We start from the raw sequence: 16,850 nt of genomic DNA, 5'->3' as shown, positions 1-16,850 counted from the left end.
CATCGCCGCTCCGGCGGCGGTGCTGCCCACCTCGGCAGACGAGTAACGAACCTATCCCTGGCAGGATGTGGTTGCGGCGAGGAGAGGTCGCAATACTTCGAGTCATGAACGCGAGAGGACAGCTCGGCGATTTCCTCCAGGCCCGACGCTCCCGGTTGAGGCCGCAGGACGCCGGCGTGGTGACGTACGGCGACCGGCGCCGCGTCCAAGGTTTGCGCCGGGAGGAACTGGCCCTCCTGGCGGGTGTCAGCGCCTCGTACTATTCGCGCCTGGAGCAGGGGCAGGCCGTCAACGCCTCCCCCGAGGTCCTCGAGGCGCTCGCCCGGGCACTGCGACTCGACGAGGCGGAACGCCGCCATCTCAGCGAACTCGCGGCCGGGACCCGCCGCCGGCCCGCCGTGCGGCGTCCGCCGTCGGAGCGGGTGAGCCCGGCGGTACGCCAACTCGTCGCGACGCTCGGCGACGTACCCGTGCTGGTGCTCGGTCGTCGCGCCGACGTGCTGGCCTGGACCATCGGGGGCCACGCCCTGTTCGCCGGTCACCTGGACCACCGGATCCCCGAGCGGCCGAACCAGGGTCCGAACCTGGCACGGCTGGTGTTCCTGGACGCGCACACCCGCGACCTGTACGTGGACTGGCCCGCCAAGGCCCGCGCGGTGGTGGCGACGCTGCGGATGGTCTCCGGGCAGCACCCGAACGATCCGTTGCTGGCCGCGCTGGTGGGGGAGTTGACCGTGCGGAGTCCGGAGTTCGGTGCCATGTGGGCTGACCACCGGGTCAAGGCCGGCGGCGGCAGCCGTTACGAGATGCGCCACCCGCTGGTCGGCCCGATAGCCGTGACCCAGCAGGCCCTGCAGACCGAGGACGGTCAGACGGTCGTCGTCGCCACCACGGAACCCGGCTCGGCGTCGCACGCCGCGATGACGTTGCTCGTGCACGGCGCCGTCACCTCCCGCGCCGGCACTCGGCAGCAGCCGACCATGCGCGACTAACGCACCTAATTCGACCGCGCGAAACGAGGTGCTCCGAAAGGAGCGCCGGACCCTTCGCGCCCGCATCAGCCGAATCAACTCGGCTATTCGAAAGGAACAGAAATGCGCAAGAGAATGATGACCCTCGCGGTGGCTCTCGCGGCGGCCGGGGTGGGCGTCGTGACGGTCCCACCGTCGGGTGTCGCCCAGGCGGGGACCGCACGGGTGGGCGCTGTCGAGTTGGCGGTGCCGTCGACCGCGCCGCTGCCCTCGCGGATCGCGGTCCACTTCGATCTGGCGAACGGGCAGATGCCGGAGAACATCGCGCTGGGTCCGGACGGCACGGCGTACGTCACCTTCGCAGCCGCCCGACAGGTCGCCGCCGTCAGTCTGTCCGGTGCGACGCGGATCCTGGCGACCCTGCCCGCACCGGCCGACGGCGGCGTGCACACGCCGGTGCTCGCGTTCGCGTTGACCACCGGCATCGTCCGGATGACCGACGGCACTCTCTACTTCCTCTACGCCAGCGGTGACGCCGCCACCACCGGCCTGTACCGGCTGCGCCCCGGCTGGGCACCGCAGCGCATTGCCGCCCTGCCGGCTGCCGGACTGCCCAATGGACTGGCGTACGACGCGGTGGCGCGCAGGTTCTACCTCACCGACTCGGTGCTCGGCACGATCTCGACAGTCCCCCTGGAAGGTGGCCGTGCCGAGGTGTGGTCCTCGGCACCCGAACTCGCCTCGACGGGTTTGCTCGGTGCCAACGGCCTCAAGGTACGCGCCGACGCGATCTGGGCGACAAATCTCGACCAGGGAACGTTGCTGCGCATCCCGCTGCGGCACGGCCGTCCCGGACCCGTCCGGGTGGTGGCGACCGGCCTGGTCGGCATCGACGACTTCGCCTTCGTGGGCGCGGGCGACCGCCAGGTCGTCGCCGCCCTCAACGGGCCGAACACGCTGGTGAGCATCGACGCCGCCGGCCGCTCGCGAACGCTGGTGAGCGGTGCTGCCGGGTTGCAGAACCCGACCTCGGTGGCCGTCCGTGGCCGCACCCTCTACGTGCTCAGCGCCGCGTACACCACGGGCGTCGACCCCAACCTGGCGCTGGCCACCCTGCCGCGCGGCTGACCCGTCCGCGCCACTGATCATCCGGGTGCCCGCCGCCGTCGTGAGACGGCGGCGGGCACCCGGGCGTCGGGCTTTCCGTCATCGGGTCGGGTTGGTGGTCGTGGGGCGCCAGGCCAGCCAGCCGCGGCAGAGCACGTAGGCCGCGGCGACCACGGCAACCAGCCCGATGTCGATGACGGCCGAGAGGCGTGCCTCGGGAACGTCGCCGATCGCCAGGCCGAACACCACGAGGGCGGTCTTACCGGCGAGCACGATCTCCCAGACGCCCGCCGACTGGCGCGGCCTGACCGCGAGCAGGGCGAAGAGCCCGGCGAAGATGGCGAAGCTGGAAACTCGCCAGCCTTCGATGAACAGGCGGTCGTCGGGCGCGTTGAGGGTCAGCATGATTCCGTTGACGAACGCCACCGTCGTGGCGAGGGCGGCGACGACCGCGAGCCCGCGACCGATGCGGTCGGTGTTGGGGGCGGCGGTGTCGATGCGGGAAGCGGTCGCGGTGGTCATGAGAACTCCATCTCTGCGGTACGGAATTGAACTTACAACCGTTAACTTACACCTTCACCTAACGCTTGTAAAGTCATGCTCGCGGCGGTCAGAGTCATCTCGCCGGGCAGCGTGGTGACCCTGCGCGGCGTGCAGGTCAACACCCGCACCAGATCGATGTTGTTCGAGGTCGAACGCCTGCGGTCAGCCCCAAGCGGACCTGGGAGGAGTACCAGCGGGCACTCTGACGGCGCGGCCGCGCAGCGCCGGCGCACACCGGCTTCGGCGGTGACGGCGGGCGGGGCCGCTGCCCGGCCCGAGACTCACGTGGTGCCCGCCGGCACCGTGGACACCGACGAGACCGCCCCGATCGACGCGAGGCGGTCGGCGGGGCCGCACAGCGCCTCGACCGAGCAGCCGGGCAGGCCCAGGCGGGCGGCCTCCGCGCTGGCGAGGTTCCGCAGCAGCGGCGCCACCCCGGCCGCGCCGAACTGGAAGCCGAGTTGGGTGTGGTAGCTGCCGGCGGCCGCCACCTTCGCGGCCAGGTGACAGCCGATGTCGACGCCCGCCTCGACGTCCCCGGGCGCGCCCTGCCACGCCGACTCCGTCAGTCGCCGGCTGACATACGGCACGTCCCGCCACCACAGTCCGTCGGGCGCGAGCCGCGCGACCGTCTCGGTGACGATGCGATGGTCGGCATGGTCGCCGAGGGCCTGTGGCGCGAGCACCACGTCGGCGTTCGCCAACTGCGGGCGTAGCAGTGGTCGGAGAGCGTCCGCCACCCGGTCGTCGGCGCGGACGCCGGCGAAGAGCGCGGCGGGGTCCGAATAACCGCGATGCGGTGCCTCGGGCAGTGGCAGGTGCACCGGCTCCGCCCCGAGCACCGCGCAGGCCGCATCGTCCTCCGCCCGGCGCAGCGCCATGTAGTCGACCTCGGCCGGGAGCCCCTTGTCCACCTGGCAGGCCAGGGCGAACGGCGACAGTTCCGCCACGGTGGCGGTGAAACACGTGACCACGCGCACCGTCCAGCCCGCCGCGACCAGCGCCGCGAGGGTGCCACCGACGGAGAAGACCGCATCGTCCAGGTGCGGGCTGACCGCCACCGCGAGTCCGGGTCTGGTCACCGCTCGCGCACCGGGTGCGCTGGTCGCGCTCACCGGGCCATCTGTCGTTCGCGACTGCGGGGCTCGCAGACCCGGCTCACTCCTCGCGCTCACCGGGCCATCTGTCGTTCGCGACTGCGGGGCTCGCAGACCCGGCTCACTCCTCGCGCTCACAGCAGATGGGGCGCCGCGCGGAAGCGGCAGGCCGGGTCGACCGGGGGGTCGGGGATCTCTGGTACGGCCGACGTCAGCCCGTCGTAGACGGCGGTGATCCGATCCGCGATCACCGGCCAACTCCACTGCCGCTCGACGTCGCTGCGGGCCTGCGCGGCGAGCCGACGGCGCAGCGCCGGGTCGTCGAGCAGACGGCGGACGGCCGCCGCCAGCGCCGCCGGATCACCGGGCGGCACCAGCAGGCCGTTCTCCTCCGGGCGCACACAGTCGCGGACGCCGACGACGTCGGTGGAGATGACCGGCAGGCCGCTCGCCATCGCCTCCAGAATGGTGTTGGAGAAGCCCTCGGCGTAGGTGGGGCTGACGAAGATCTCGCCCCGGGCGTACACCTCGTGCGCCCGCTCGTAGGGCACCGCACCGAGCAACTCGACCGTGTCGTCGAGGCCCAGCTCGGTGATCCGGGTCGCGACGGTGTCCAGGTCGGGGCCGATGCCGGAGAGCAACAGCCGGACCGGCACCGCGTCCGCACGGAGCTTGGCGATCGCGTCGAGCAGGTCGAGCACGCCCTTCCGCGCGTCGACGCGGCCGTGGTAGAGCAGCACCGCCGGGTCGGAGACCCGGCCCGGGGAGGCGACCGGCACGAATCGTTCGGCGTCGGTGGCCCCGGGTACGACGGTGAAGCGGGTCGGGTCGAGATCGTGTCGCTGGCAGACCTCGGCGGCGAACGACGGCGACCCGATCAGCAGCGCCGGCGCGTGCGCGAAGACGGCCCGCACCAGATCACGATGGGTGCCGCAGCAGGTGCCGACCCAGTGACCGTCCCCGCCCTGCACGGAGACCACCGCGGGCAGCCCGGCCGCTCGGGCGGCACGCAGGACCGCAAGCCCGTTGGGGTACGCGTACTGCGCGTGCAGGACGTCGAAAGGTCGACGGGCGTGCAGCCGTAGCACGGTGTCGGTCATGGTGGCGACGTCCGCCTCGAAGTCGGCGGGCTCGCCCCGGCCCACGGCCTGTTCCCCCAGCGCCTCCAGGGCGTGCACCTCGACCCCGGCGGGCACCCGGTCCGTTGGCGGTGGACCGCCGCCGTAGACGGCTCGGCCCGCGCTGTCACCCCGGTACTGGGACACCAGGGTGGGCTCGTGGCCGGCGCGGACCAGGTGCCGGAGCAGGTTCTCGGCGTACGCGCTCATTCCGGAGACGGCCGGCCAGTAACGGCGGGAGACAAAGCAGATTCTCATGGGGCGCTGACCTTCAGCTCGGCGGTTCGGTCCGGTTGGTGCTCGGCCGCCCGTAGCGCGGCCAGCGCGGCGGGGACCAGGGTGTCGGCCCGGTGTGCGTCGCGGGACAGTTCGAGGCTGACCAGACCGGCGTAACCGACCTCGGTCAGCGCACCGAGCACCGCGGGAAAGTCCTGGTCGCCCTCGCCGGGTGCGCGGTGTTCGTGCCGGCCGCGGGGCATGTCCTCAATGGCACACGCGCCGAGCCGGCCCGCGAAGGCGCGTACCGCGGCGGCCGGCTCGTACCGGCCGGACACCAGGCAGTGCCCGGTGTCCAGGGCCAGGGTGAGGCCGGGGACCTCGGTCGCGAGGCGGACCCAGTCGTCGCAGTCGTCGACAAGCATCCCCGGTTCCGGTTCGAACGCGCACGTCATCCCGTGCCGATCGGCGTACTCGACGACGTCCCGAACCCCGTCGACGAGCCAGTGCCAGCAGTGGTCACGGTCGGCGCCGGGCTCGGGGACCCCGGCCCAGAACGACACCGCCTCGCTGCCCAGCCCGACCGCCACGTCCACACAGAGGCGGAGGAAGTCGCGCCGCCGCATCCGATCCTCCGCTGCCGGCGAGACCAGGGTCGGGTGATGCTTGCGCCGCGGGTCGAGCAGGAATCGCGCACCGGTTTCGACGACGCTGGCGAGGCCGAGCACGTCGAGACGCTGGGCCAGGCGACGGGTGCGCTCGGCGAGGTCGGGCGCGTACGGGTCGTGGTGCGCGACGTCGAGGGTGAGCGCGACACCGTCGTAGCCGCAGTCGGCGAGCAGGGCGAGCGCGTCGTCGAGCCGGTGCGAGGTCAGCCCGTTGGTGTTGTAGGCGAATCGCAGGCTCATGCGTCACCCCGGGCGACGACGTGCCGGCCCGGCTCACGGTAGAGCGGGTAGAGCGGGCCGACCGTCCGGGCGACCCCTTGGTAGTCGAGCCAGGCGTCGCCGCCCAGTCGCTCCCGGCCGGCCGGGTCGAGGACCACCGCCGCGGCACCGTCGTGCGGCGGCGCTCCGAGCCCGACCAGCGGCGAATCGCGTTCGATCAGGCGCTCGACCCCGCGGGCCGCGATCCGACCGTACGACATGGTCTCCGCCTCCAGCCCCGGCACGATCACCTTGACTGCCACCGCCCCCTCGCCGGGTGCGACGACGACCAGCACGTCGAAGTCGGCGAGCCGGTGCAGCAGCTCGGCCAGCAGCGCGCTCGGATCATCCAGGCTGCCCGGTGCGACGGTGGGCAACGCGGTGAAGGGCACGGTGCTGCGTCGGGCCAGCACCGCGGGTTCCAGCAGGGCACGCAGCTGTCCGCCGTCGAGGTGGGTCCACTCGCGCATCGCGGTGAACGCTCGGGTCTCCTGCGTCTCGGCGGGGCGGGCGAACTCCCGCCGCCAGTACGCCTCCGGTGTGAGCCGCCGCAGGACCTCCAGCGGTCCGTGCGAGAAGACCTTGCGGGAGCGGGAGGAGACGTACTCCAGCAAAGCCTTACGGAGCGCGGTCTCCCGGTCCGGGTGCGCGGCCTCCCCGCAGGCGGTGACCGCCAGCGGCGCGGTGTCCGGCTCAAGGTCGACGCCGACGACGTGCACGTCGACCATGCCGAACGCGGTCGAGGCGAGCTTCGGGACCACGTCGATGCCGGCGGCCCGCAGTCGGTCCAGGGTCGCCCGGGTCACCGGGTCACGGACCCCGTCGAGGTCGATCACCACACCGGCGTCCATGGCCCGGAAGGCGGTGGTGTTGCCGTCACGTTGCAGCAGCTCCAGCAGGCCGTGCGAGACGGCCCGTTCGATCGTGTCACCAGCCCCCGACCCGTTGGTGATCACCGTGACGAGCCGCTCGGTCGGATCCTGCCAGGGCAGGTCCTCATCGGCGGAAGCACAGAACTCCGCCGGGACCAGCACCGTCTCGCCGGTGCGCCAGCGCACGGTGGGCAGCCAGGAGCGGGGCTGGTCGTCGTCGACAGTCGTCCCGGCCGGCAGCACCAGCGACCGAGGGTCCACCACCGAGGCGGCACCCCGCTCGGCGCGAAGCTCGGCGTACGAGGCCCGCCGGGGCGTCATGGCCCGCAGTTGCCCGTGCAGCAGCAGCGCCTCGGCCAGCTCTCCGTAGGCGCCGGTGCGCGCCTGCTCGACGGTGGCGCCGTAACCGACGGCGGCGGCCCGGGGCCAGCCGTCGCCGAGGTGGTCGGCCGAGATCACCGGTAGACCGATCCGGTCCAGTCCGGACACGTCGAAGTCGCCGACCTCACCGGGCGGCAGGGCATCGGCGAGCCGGTCGGCGACCGACAACGCCGAGACGGTCGGGGTACGCGGTTCGACGGCTCGGGTCACGTCAACTCCTCGATTGGTATGGGTCCGGCCGTCGGCTGCCCCCGCAGCTGCCGGTCGAACAGGGCGAGCACCTGCCTGCGGGAGACCGGCGCGGCGTACTCGAAGGGGGTGGCGACCGCGTCGAAGTCGAGCGTCGCGACCAGGTCACGGGCCTGTCTCACCTCGGCGTGGGAGAGCGGGATCTGGGCGTGGAAGGCCTTGTGGCAGGAGAGGGCGGTCGGCGTCTCGCCGGCCAGTTCCACCTTGATCAGGTCACCGACGAACAGGATTCCGCGCTGCTCGTCGTGCAGCACGTTGTGGCCGGGAAAGTGGCCACCACTGCGGTGGATCACCAGGCCGGGTGCGAGCGGGTGCCGATCGTCGGTGGGCCAGGTGACCTGGAACGCCTTGGTCCAGACGAGGTCGTCGACACCGATGGCGAGCACCGGCGGGGCGAGTTCGTCCTGCAACTGCCACAGGGCGCCGTACCCGTGCACATGGCTTGCCCCGAGCGCGGCCAGGCCGCCGCGGGCCCGCAGGTCGGCGAGGGTCTCCGGGGGATACCAGCCGGCCGCCTCCCAACCAACCAGACCGGCGTCGGTCTCGATCACCCAGCCCGTGCTGCCGAGCCCGAGGTGCGGCTCGACCCAGTAGCCGGTCACACCGGGGGCGACCACGGCCGAGCGCGCCTGCCGTCCGATCGCCACGTCGTCGACGGAGCTGAACTGCCAGCCATCCTCGGGCAGCGCGTTGCGTACGTCGGTGCAGACCGGACAGGACGGCGGGGGAGCGAACCAGCGCTGCCAGTGCCCGCAGTTCACGCAGGCGTACGGGCGCAGAGGCACGGTCAGCTCCTTTCCGCGGCGGTGTGCAGCAACTCGTGCAGGCGCAGGTCCCGGGTCAACGGCCAGGGCCAACCGCCCGTACGTACGGCCGTGGCGAAGGCATTCGCCTGGCCGGTGAACGGGGTGGTGCCGGTGTCGAACGGCACCTCGGTGGCCGCGCCGGTCGCGGCGTCGAGGCGGGTCAGTGTGCCGCCGGCGCTCTGCCCGAGGGTGTCGACGGCGACGAGCTGCGCACGGGTGCCGACCACCTCCAAGCGGCGCCGGGGCAACGGGTCGGCGGTGTTGAACGAGACGTGTGCCTGCACCAGCACCCCGGCGCCGGTCACTCCGGCCAGCAGCGCGCCGTCGTCCACCGGGTAGGGGTGCACCCGCCGCTGGGTGCGTACGGTCAGCTCGACCAGATCGTCGCCGAGCAGTACGCCCACCAGGTCGACACCGTGCGGGGCCAGGTCCACCAGGGCGCCACCGCCGGACCGGGCCGGATCGATTCGCCAGTTGTCGTGCGGTCGGCCGTCCGGACTCCACCGCTCGGGCAGCCAACAGCCGTAGACGATCCGGACGGCGGTCACCGTGCCCACGTCGCCGTGGGCGACGAGATCGGCGATGCGCTGGTGGGCGGGGTGGAACCGCTGGTCGAAGGCGGCCCCGGCGAGCGCGCCACCGGCCGCGTCGACGAGTCGCCGGGCGTCGGGCACGGTGGCGGCCAGGGGCTTCTCGCACAGCACCGGCAGCCCGGCCCTGGCCACCGCCGCCACCACGTCGGCGTGCGTGTGGTTGGGGGTCGCGACGTGTACCGCCTCGACGTCCGGGTGAGCGAGCAGCTCGTGCAGGTCGGGCGTGGCCAGCCGTTCAGGGGCGAGCGTACGGGCGGCGGCCGGATCCGGATCGCACGCCGCGACGAGCCGGTGCCCGGCGGCGCGGATCCCTGGGGCAATGTGGTCACGGGCAACCCAGCCGCAGCCGATCACACCCCACCCGACCGGTTCCATCCCCCTCACCACCGCTCGGGTAGGTCGAGCAGGAGGCGACGTCGCACCGCGTCCGAGCCGGGTTCCGTCGGCCACCGGTTCGGCAGGTACGTGGCGGCCTGGTCGCCGTACTCGGCGGCCCACCGCGGGTCGGGCCAGCGGCGGATCCCGTCGGTGTAGAGCGGGTTGGGCCGCAGTGGGCTCGCCGGCGCGGGCCGCAGCAGGGTCGGGTCGGCCGGTGCGACGCCGGCGTCGCGGGCCAGACCGACGGCTTCGGTACGGAGCAGCGCGGCGGGGTCGGCCGGTGCGGGCAGGCGCCCGGCTGCCGTCGCCGCCGTCAGCTCCTCTTCGGCGTACGCGCGGGCGGCCGGCAGCAGGGCCTGCCAGTCCTCGGGTGGCAGCGGCAGCCCGCTCGTGCCGGACGGGTGCCGGGCATTGTGCAGGTGGCCGAGGAGCACCGCCCCTCCGGCCCCTGCGCAGGCCAGCGCGGCGGTCACCACGGCTGCCTTGTCCGGCAGGAAGTACAGCGCGTCGTGGCAGGCCACGTGGCGAGGCGCCGCCGACGGTGGCAGCGGCCAGGCGGCGGTCAGGTCCGCGCAGACCAGCGCCACCGGTGCGCCGGGGGGCAGCACGAACCGGCGGGCCAACCAGAGCTTGGCGAACACCACGTCCATCCCGGTCAGGTCGTGGTGGCCGTGCGTGACCAGGTGTCGGAGCAGGTGGCCGGCCCCGCAGGCCAGGTCGACCACCGGCCGGCCGTTCGGCGGATGGGCGGCCGTGAGCGCCAGGGCCGCCAACCAGCTCGGGTCGGACCAGCGGTGCAGGAAGTAGACCCCGACACGGCCGAGCCCGAGCAACTCCACCGCGTCACGCAGGGTGCTGGCGCGCAGCGCCGACCGGAGTTGGTCCACGGGTGGGGCGCCGCCGTCCCACCAGTCGTCGGCGTCGGCGAGCAGCGTCACGGTCGCCTGCTCGGGATCACCGGCGTCGAGCGCGGCCACCGCCCGCTCGCGCAGGTCGTCCCGGCCGGGGCGCAGCCAGGGGATGCTCTCCACCACCGGCCAGCGCCGGACTCCGTCGGTGAGGGTGTACGCCGTGTCCGCACGCAGTGGCACGCCGTCGGGTCCACGCCAGACGGTCGATGGGGCGGCTCGCACCGCGCGCACGGCGGTCACAGCCCGGCCGCCCGCAACACCGCCCGGTGGTAGTCCAGCACCGGGCCGTCGTGCACGAGCGCCAGGTCGACCAGGGCCTGCTCGACGGTGAACGCGGCGGCGCGGGCGTGGTGATGGACCTGGAGCACCCGGTCCAGCACGTCCGCGGCGTGGAAGGTCCGTCCGAGTGGCGTCTCGGCGTCGACCCGGAACGCCAGCACTGCGGCAACGCGGGCGGCCAGCCGGTCCGGCAGCTCGGCCAGCTCCCGCTCGACGAGCCGGTTGGTCACCGGTTCGAGGTACGCGCCGAGCAGCAGCTCGCCGGCGAATCCCGCGTCGGGTAGCCGGGCGTTGTGCAGGTGGTGGGCCAGGCCGAGCAGGAACGCCTCCGCCGGGTCGGCGCCGGTGTCGTCGGCGAGTAGCGCGCCGTACACGGCGACGGCCCAGCAGTGCTCGGCGTGGTTCTCGGCCGGCTCGACCACCAGCCGTGGCCGTCCCGAGGCGGTGGCGCCGGCGCGCGGCTGTCGGCGCAGCGCCGGCACGAACGCCGGGGCACCTACGTCCGGCAGATCCTGGGCGACCAGGTGTGGCAGGGCCGCTCGCATCCGACGCTCGGTGTTCGGGTGCAGCGACCCGACGAGTTCGTCGATGGCGCTGGCCAGCACGTGCTCCACCTCGGGCGCGGCCAGTCCGCAGGCGGTCAGGGTGGCCGCGTCGACCCCGCCGAGGCGGGCCCCCGCCAACGCGGCGGCGCACTCGCGGTCGGCGACGATCCCCGGGTCCGTGCCGTTGGCGATGGCCGCCCACGCGCGGGAGAACGCGCGATCGGCCGCCGAGCCCTCGGCGTGTGCCACCCGGACCCGTTTGAGGTCGCCGATCTGGCGCAGCGTGGGCGTCACGGCGGCCAGTCGGTCCATCGGTGGCGCGCCCAGGGCAGTGGTCATGCGGACGCGTCCAGCCAGGCCAGCAGCGCTCGTTCCTGCGCGTGCAGCGCGTGCTCGGGGGTCCGGCCGTCGCGGGTCATCGGGGCCTTGAAGAAGTAGCCGAGTTGTTCCTGCGCGCCGCTCGCACCGCGGCGGGCGGCCTCGTTCAGGAGACGCGCCAGGTCCAGCACCAGCGGCGCGGCGAGGATCGAGTCCCGGCACAGGAAGTTCACCTTGAGCTGCATGCGCTGGCCGAGGAAGCCGACCAGGTCGATGTTGTCCCAGGCTTCCTTGGCGTCACCGCGCGGCCGGTAGTAGTCGATCCGGACCACGTGGTCGTCGACGTCGTAGCCGAGGATCTGGTTGAGCACCGAACCCTTGGTGTCCAGTTTGCTGGCCAACGACGACGGGTCGTCGAGGATCTGCCCGTCCCGGTTGCCCAGGATGTTCGTCGAATACCAGCCCTCCACCGTCAACGACCGCGACCGGAACGCCGGGGCGAGCACTGTCTTGATCAGCGTCTGCCCCGTCTTGCCGTCCTTGCCGGCGACCGCCACGCCCTCCCGCTCGGCCAGCTCCACCAGCGCGGGCACGTCGGCGCCCAGGCTGGGCGTGAAGTTGACGTAGGGGCAACCCTCCAGGATCGCCGCGTACGCGTAGAGCAGACCGGGAGTGATGGCCGGATCGTCGGCGTCCAGCCCGGCCTCGAACCCGTCGAGGCTGCCCAGCGCCGCCGACGTCGGGTCCGGTCGCGCCTCGGTCGAGGCCAGGTTGACCACGACCACCCGCTCCGCGCCCTGTTCGGCGCGGAACCGGCCCAGATCGGCGCGCAGGTGCGCCACCCGGTCGCGCAGCGGCCCGATCGGCACGACGTTGGCCCCGGTGGCGTTGCGGCAGTAGGCCGGGTCCGCCACGGCGGGCCAGGGTTGTATCTGCCCCAGCGGGCCGGCGACGGCATCCAGGTGTGCCGGCTCCACCACCCGATGGACGTGCGCCGCCTTGGCCAGGTCGTCGGGCGCCAGGTCCCAGCCCCCGAAGACCATCGACTCGTACGGAACCAGATCGGTGCGGTGCGCCAGCGGCAGTCCAGACATGTCCGTCATGCCGAGTCGCAACAATTCCACCCCGGCTACCGCCGTGGTCGCGACCGCGCCACCCAATCCGACCACCGCGACCCCGATGCGCTGCTCCGTCATAGTGCCTCCTGATTCGACCCGACCGTCCGACCCGAGCCGCCGCGTACCCGTCCCGCCGCCGAACATTCATCGGACTACGCCGACGTGGTGGCGGAGCGCGATCTGGTGATTTCGCAGGTGGGCGGGCCTGCGGTCTGGTGAAAATGCAGATGGGTACGGCGTCGCCGGTTCGGTGACGGTCACCCGGGGGAGGTCTGCTCGTGAAGGTGCTGATCGCGGGTGGGGCGGGGTTCATCGGCAGCACGATCGCCTCCGCCCTGATCGACGCGGGTCACCTGCCGGTGGTGCTGGACAGCCTGGTCACCGGGCGGCGTGAGTTCTGCCGTGGGCGGTCCTTCCAACTCGGCGACATCGCGGACGCGGACGCGGTGGACCGGTTGTTGACGCGACATCCGGACATCGAGGCGGTTGTCCACTGCGCCGCCCTGATCGCGGTGCCGGACTCGGTGGCACGGCCGGTCGACTACTACCGGGCGAACGTCTCCGCGACTCTGGAATTCGTCGACCGGCTGCTCGCGCACGGCGTACACCGGTTGATCTTCAGCTCGTCCGCGGCCATCTATCAGCCGGACGCGGCTTTCGGTGTCGACGAGCTGTCGCCACTGCACGCCACCAGCCCCTACGCGCAGACGAAGCTGGTGGTGGAACGGATGCTCGCCGACATCGCGGCCAGTAGCCCGCTGCGGGTGCTGTCGCTGCGCTACTTCAATCCGATCGGCGCGGATCCGGCGCTGCGCAGCGGGCTCCAGGTCGCCGCACCGTCGCACGCGTTGGGTCGGTTGGTGCAGGCGTCCGAGACGGGCGTGCCGTTCCTGGTGAACGGTCTGGACTGGCCCACCCGCGACGGTTCGGGGCTGCGCGACTACGTTCACGTCTGGGACCTCGCCGACGCACACCTGCGGGCGCTGGACCGGTTCGACGACATCGTCGCGGTCGGTGGTGCTCCGCACACCGCGATCAACCTGGGCACTGGCACCGGCACCACGGTGTTGGAGCTGGTCGCGGCGTTCAACGCGGTGGTGGGCCGTCCGGTTCTGGTCAGCGCGGCGCCTCGGCGGCCCGGGGACACGGCCGGCGGCTACACCAGCAGCCGGCGGGCCTGGGAGTTGCTGGGTTGGAGGGCGCGGCGCGACCTGTTCACCGGGATCGCCGATTCGCTGGCCTGGCACGACCGGCGTGGGCAGGTGCTGGCGGACCTGGGGGCACGGCACCGGCAGTTGGCCGGCTGACCCACCGCCGGGCAAACCGCCCGCGTGGCGACCCGTGGGTAGGCCGGGGCGGACGTCGGCCATACGCTGACACCCGGTAGAAGGACGTGAAGCGCCGCACCTCACCGGGCGGCGCGACCCGCTCCGTCACGACTCTCAGGGCTGGGTAAGGCATGCGCGTCATTCCGGGTAGGACTCCGAAGTACATGGTCATCCGCGACGACCTGATCAAGCGGATCGGCAGAGGCGAGTTCGCTCCCGGCGACGCGCTGCCCGGCCAGCGGCACCTGAGCGAGGAGTACGGCGTCAGCCTCATGACGCTGCGGCAGGCTCTGGACGAGCTCTGTGACCGGGGATTGGTGGAGCAGTTTCCCGGCAAGGGCACCTACGTCCGGGCGATGCCGGTCCCGTACTCGATGGGCAATCTGCGCAGCCTCGCCGACGACCTGCGCGCGCGCGGCATCGAGGTGCTGACCCGGGTGCTCGGCCGCAAGACCGTCGCGGTGCCCGACGATGTCGCCAGGCGGTTGGGCATTCCCGCAGGCGACGAGGTGCTCCGGCTGGAGCGGATCCGGGTCGTGCGGGGCGCGCCGCTGATTCATCAGGTGTCCTACCTCCCGCAGCCGTTCGGTGGCCTGCTCCGCGACGTCGACTTCGAGAAGAACGAGCTGTACGCCGTGCTCGCCGAGCGGGCGGGCGCGGTGGCCGTGCAGGCCGAGGAGACGATCTCGCCGGTGCTGATGCCCGAGCGCATCGGCCACCTACTCGGACTGCCCGAAGGCGTTCCGGCGATGCGGAGCGAGCGGATCACTCGCGACGCCGACCGACGCCCGCTGGTTGTCGACGTCGCCATCCTCGCGGGAAACAGCGTCGTGATCATGAATATTCGCGAGGTCAGCGGCCATCAGGTCAGCTACGCGGTCGGCGACGGCACCGGGCTGTCCGGGGTCGGCAGCCCACCGCAGGGCTGACGCGAGAGGCGCGGGACCATCCCGCGCGCTCATCGGAACCGTTCTAGAACTATTTCGCTACAGATCTAGAACGGTAGCCAGTTGCCCTGCTATACAGACGTTGTCGTTCTAGAACTGTGAGGTGATGTGTCGTGGACCAACTCCTACGCTCCGCCCGCCCAGCCGCCCAGGTGGACCCCCGTCGGCCCTCGGGGCTCGGCAGGTTCGGTGACTACGGCGGACGCTTCGTGCCGGAGTCGCTCGTCCCGGCCTGTGTCGAGGTCGAGCGGGCCTTCGTCGAGGCCTGGACGGACCCGCTGTTCCGGGGCGAACTCAACCACCTGCTCGCCGTCTACGTCGGCCGGCCGACGCCACTGACGCCCGCGGTGCGACTCTCCGCGGAGTTGGGCGTCAACCTGCTGCTCAAGCGGGAGGACCTCACCCACACCGGATCCCACAAGATCAACAACGTGCTGGGTCAGGCGCTGCTGGCCCGGCGGATGGGTAAGCGGCGACTGATCGCCGAGACCGGCGCAGGCCAGCACGGCGTGGCCACCGCCACCGCCGGTGCCCTGTTCGGCATGCCGACCACTGTCCTGATGGGCGCGAAGGACATCGAACGGCAGCAGCTCAACGTCTTCCGGATGAAGATGCTGGGTGCCGAGGTGGTGCCGGTGACCTCCGGCAGTCGCACCCTGAAGGACTCCTGCAGCGAGGCTCTGCGCCACTGGGTCACCTCCGTCGACGACACCTACTACTGCTTCGGCTCGGTGCTGGGTCCACACCCGTACCCCTGGATGGTCCGCCAGTTCCAGCGGGTGATCGGCGACGAGGCCCGCGCGCAGTGCGCGGCCGACCTCGTCGCCGGCACCCCCGACTACGTCGTGGCCTGCGTCGGTGGCGGGTCCAACGCCGCCGGCACGTTCGCCGGCTTCATCGACACGCCGGCCCGGTTGGTCGGTGTCGAGGCGGCAGGTGGCGCCGCGATCAGCGCCGGCACCCCCGGCGTGTTGCACGGCTTCCGCTCCCTGGTGCTTCAGGACCAGCACGGGCAGATCAGCGAGGCCCACTCGATCGCCGCCGGTCTGGACTACCCGGGCGTGGGACCGGAGCACGCGTACCTTGCCGATTCGGGCCGGGCCACCTACGTGACCGTGGACGACGCCGAGGTGCTCGCCGCCACCCACCGGCTGGCCCGCACGGAGGGCATCCTCTGCGCGCTGGAATCCGCCCACGCGGTCGCGTGGGTGATCCGTGCCGTGGGTGACGGCACGGTCCCTCCGGGTTCGACGGTGATGCTCACGCTCTCCGGGCGGGGCGACAAGGACATGGCCACCCTGATGGAGCTGTCGTGAACGCACTGGAGACCCGTACCCGCGCCGCCAAGGCGGCCGGCCGCAAGCTGCTCGTGCCGTACGTGACCGGCGGCGTCACCGGGAACTGGACCGACCTGTTGCGGGCCGCCGTGGACGCGGGCGCCGACGCCATCGAGATCGGCCTCCCGTTCTCCGACCCCATCCTGGACGGACCTGTCGTGCAGGAGTCGTCGCACCGGGCACTGCTGCGGGGCGTCACCACCCGGCAGATCCTCGACGAGGTCACCCGGCTCGCACTGCCCGTGCCGCTGATCGCCTTCACGTACGCCAACCTGGTCCTGCACGGCGGAGCCGACCGCTTCTGCGTCGCGCTCGCCGATGCCGGAGTGGACGGTCTGATCGTGCCGGACCTGCCGGTCGACGAGATGGAGCCGGTCTCCACCGCGGCGGCGGGCAACGGGGTCGACCTCGCGCTGCTGGCATCCCCGGCGACCACGCCGCAGCGCCTTCACGAGATCGCTTCGCGTAGCCGGGGCTTCGTCTACGCGGTCAGTGTCATGGCGACCACGGGCGAGCAGTCGACGGTGGGCGCGGCCGGCGAGCAGTTGGTGACGTCGCTGCGACAGGCCACGGATCTGCCCGTGGTCCTCGGCTTCGGCATCTCCGGTCCGCAGCAGGCGGCCGAGGCCGGTGGGTACGCCGACGGCGTGGTGGTGGGCTCGGCGCTCATGCGTCGCGTGCTCAACGGGGTCCAGGCGGCGGAACTCGGTGTCTTCCTGACCCAGCTCCGGACAGCGCTGGACGAGACCGGCCGGGGGTGGCCCGCCCCGCGGGCGGTGCGAACGACTCCTGTTGCCCGATGATCGGTGC

At 72.4% G+C, this 16,850-nt stretch carries 16 protein-coding genes; 6 read left to right on the top strand and 10 right to left on the bottom strand.

Annotated elements, in window-relative coordinates; genetic code table 11:
- Positions 1 to 104 precede the first annotated feature (104 nt).
- Together ACFYPM_RS10610 and ACFYPM_RS10605 are read left to right on the top strand one after the other, a co-directional pair.
- Positions 105 to 992: a helix-turn-helix domain-containing protein gene (locus tag ACFYPM_RS10610; RefSeq protein WP_387193819.1), complete on the top strand. Its 888-nt coding sequence runs from the start codon at positions 105 to 107 to the stop codon at positions 990 to 992.
- Between the two features lie 102 nt (positions 993 to 1,094).
- Positions 1,095 to 2,099, top strand: coding sequence for a hypothetical protein (locus ACFYPM_RS10605; protein WP_387193816.1), 1,005 nt, complete (start codon positions 1,095 to 1,097; stop codon positions 2,097 to 2,099).
- 78 nt (positions 2,100 to 2,177) lie between these two features.
- Here ACFYPM_RS10605 and ACFYPM_RS10600 read toward each other — a convergent pair whose 3' ends face one another.
- From ACFYPM_RS10600 to ACFYPM_RS10555, 10 genes are all read right to left on the bottom strand, one after another.
- Positions 2,178 to 2,600, bottom strand: a complete 423-nt coding sequence (locus tag ACFYPM_RS10600; protein WP_387193813.1) for a hypothetical protein — start codon at positions 2,598 to 2,600, stop codon at positions 2,178 to 2,180.
- Positions 2,601 to 2,902: 302 nt separating this feature from the next.
- Entirely contained in the window at positions 2,903 to 3,703 is an 801-nt protein-coding gene (locus ACFYPM_RS10595; protein WP_387193810.1) for a PIG-L deacetylase family protein, read from the bottom strand.
- A 149-nt stretch (positions 3,704 to 3,852) separates the two neighbouring features.
- Positions 3,853 to 5,094, bottom strand: coding sequence for a glycosyltransferase family 4 protein (locus tag ACFYPM_RS10590; RefSeq protein WP_387193807.1), 1,242 nt, complete (start codon positions 5,092 to 5,094; stop codon positions 3,853 to 3,855).
- Positions 5,091 to 5,960, bottom strand: a complete 870-nt coding sequence (locus ACFYPM_RS10585; protein ID WP_387193804.1) for a sugar phosphate isomerase/epimerase family protein — start codon at positions 5,958 to 5,960, stop codon at positions 5,091 to 5,093. The genes ACFYPM_RS10590 and ACFYPM_RS10585 overlap by 4 nt, the downstream gene beginning before the upstream one ends.
- Positions 5,957 to 7,441 (bottom strand): YcaO-like family protein, encoded by a 1,485-nt coding sequence (locus ACFYPM_RS10580; RefSeq protein WP_387193801.1) that lies wholly within the window; start codon positions 7,439 to 7,441, stop codon positions 5,957 to 5,959. The genes ACFYPM_RS10585 and ACFYPM_RS10580 overlap by 4 nt, the downstream gene beginning before the upstream one ends.
- The gene (locus tag ACFYPM_RS10575) at positions 7,438 to 8,265 is read right to left on the bottom strand and encodes a hypothetical protein (protein ID WP_387193798.1); all 828 of its coding nucleotides are present in this window, start codon (positions 8,263 to 8,265) and stop codon (positions 7,438 to 7,440) included. Before ACFYPM_RS10575 ends, ACFYPM_RS10580 begins: the two co-directional genes overlap by 4 nt.
- 2 nt (positions 8,266 to 8,267) lie before the next feature.
- Positions 8,268 to 9,254: a Gfo/Idh/MocA family protein gene (locus ACFYPM_RS10570; RefSeq protein ID WP_387193795.1), complete on the bottom strand. Its 987-nt coding sequence runs from the start codon at positions 9,252 to 9,254 to the stop codon at positions 8,268 to 8,270.
- A 5-nt stretch (positions 9,255 to 9,259) separates the two neighbouring features.
- Positions 9,260 to 10,348, bottom strand: coding sequence for a class I SAM-dependent methyltransferase (locus tag ACFYPM_RS10565; RefSeq protein ID WP_387193792.1), 1,089 nt, complete (start codon positions 10,346 to 10,348; stop codon positions 9,260 to 9,262).
- A 56-nt stretch (positions 10,349 to 10,404) separates the two neighbouring features.
- Complete coding sequence (locus ACFYPM_RS10560; protein WP_387193789.1) at positions 10,405 to 11,331, bottom strand: HD domain-containing protein; 927 nt, start codon at positions 11,329 to 11,331, stop codon at positions 10,405 to 10,407.
- Positions 11,328 to 12,506 carry an inositol-3-phosphate synthase gene (locus ACFYPM_RS10555; RefSeq protein ID WP_387193786.1) on the bottom strand — a complete coding sequence of 393 codons (1,179 nt, stop codon included), beginning with the start codon at positions 12,504 to 12,506 and terminating at the stop codon, positions 11,328 to 11,330. Before ACFYPM_RS10555 ends, ACFYPM_RS10560 begins: the two co-directional genes overlap by 4 nt.
- 200 nt (positions 12,507 to 12,706) lie before the next feature.
- Between ACFYPM_RS10555 and galE the strand changes: the two genes are divergently transcribed.
- From galE to trpA, 4 genes are all read left to right on the top strand, one after another.
- Positions 12,707 to 13,735 carry a UDP-glucose 4-epimerase GalE gene (galE, locus tag ACFYPM_RS10550; RefSeq protein ID WP_387193783.1) on the top strand — a complete coding sequence of 343 codons (1,029 nt, stop codon included), beginning with the start codon at positions 12,707 to 12,709 and terminating at the stop codon, positions 13,733 to 13,735.
- 152 nt (positions 13,736 to 13,887) lie between these two features.
- Entirely contained in the window at positions 13,888 to 14,685 is a 798-nt protein-coding gene (locus ACFYPM_RS10545) for a GntR family transcriptional regulator (RefSeq protein ID WP_387193780.1), read from the top strand.
- Between the two features lie 131 nt (positions 14,686 to 14,816).
- The gene (gene trpB, locus ACFYPM_RS10540; RefSeq protein ID WP_387193777.1) at positions 14,817 to 16,019 is read left to right on the top strand and encodes a tryptophan synthase subunit beta; all 1,203 of its coding nucleotides are present in this window, start codon (positions 14,817 to 14,819) and stop codon (positions 16,017 to 16,019) included.
- Positions 16,016 to 16,843 (top strand): tryptophan synthase subunit alpha, encoded by an 828-nt coding sequence (gene trpA / locus ACFYPM_RS10535; RefSeq protein ID WP_387193774.1) that lies wholly within the window; start codon positions 16,016 to 16,018, stop codon positions 16,841 to 16,843. The genes trpB and trpA overlap by 4 nt, the downstream gene beginning before the upstream one ends.
- Positions 16,844 to 16,850: the final 7 nt, after the last annotated feature.

Source organism: Micromonospora sp. NPDC005203, from assembly GCF_042872705.1.
Taxonomy (GTDB): domain Bacteria; phylum Actinomycetota; class Actinomycetes; order Mycobacteriales; family Micromonosporaceae; genus Micromonospora.
Note: the sequence above shows the minus strand (reverse complement) of the source record. Positions and strands in the feature narration are given on the sequence as shown.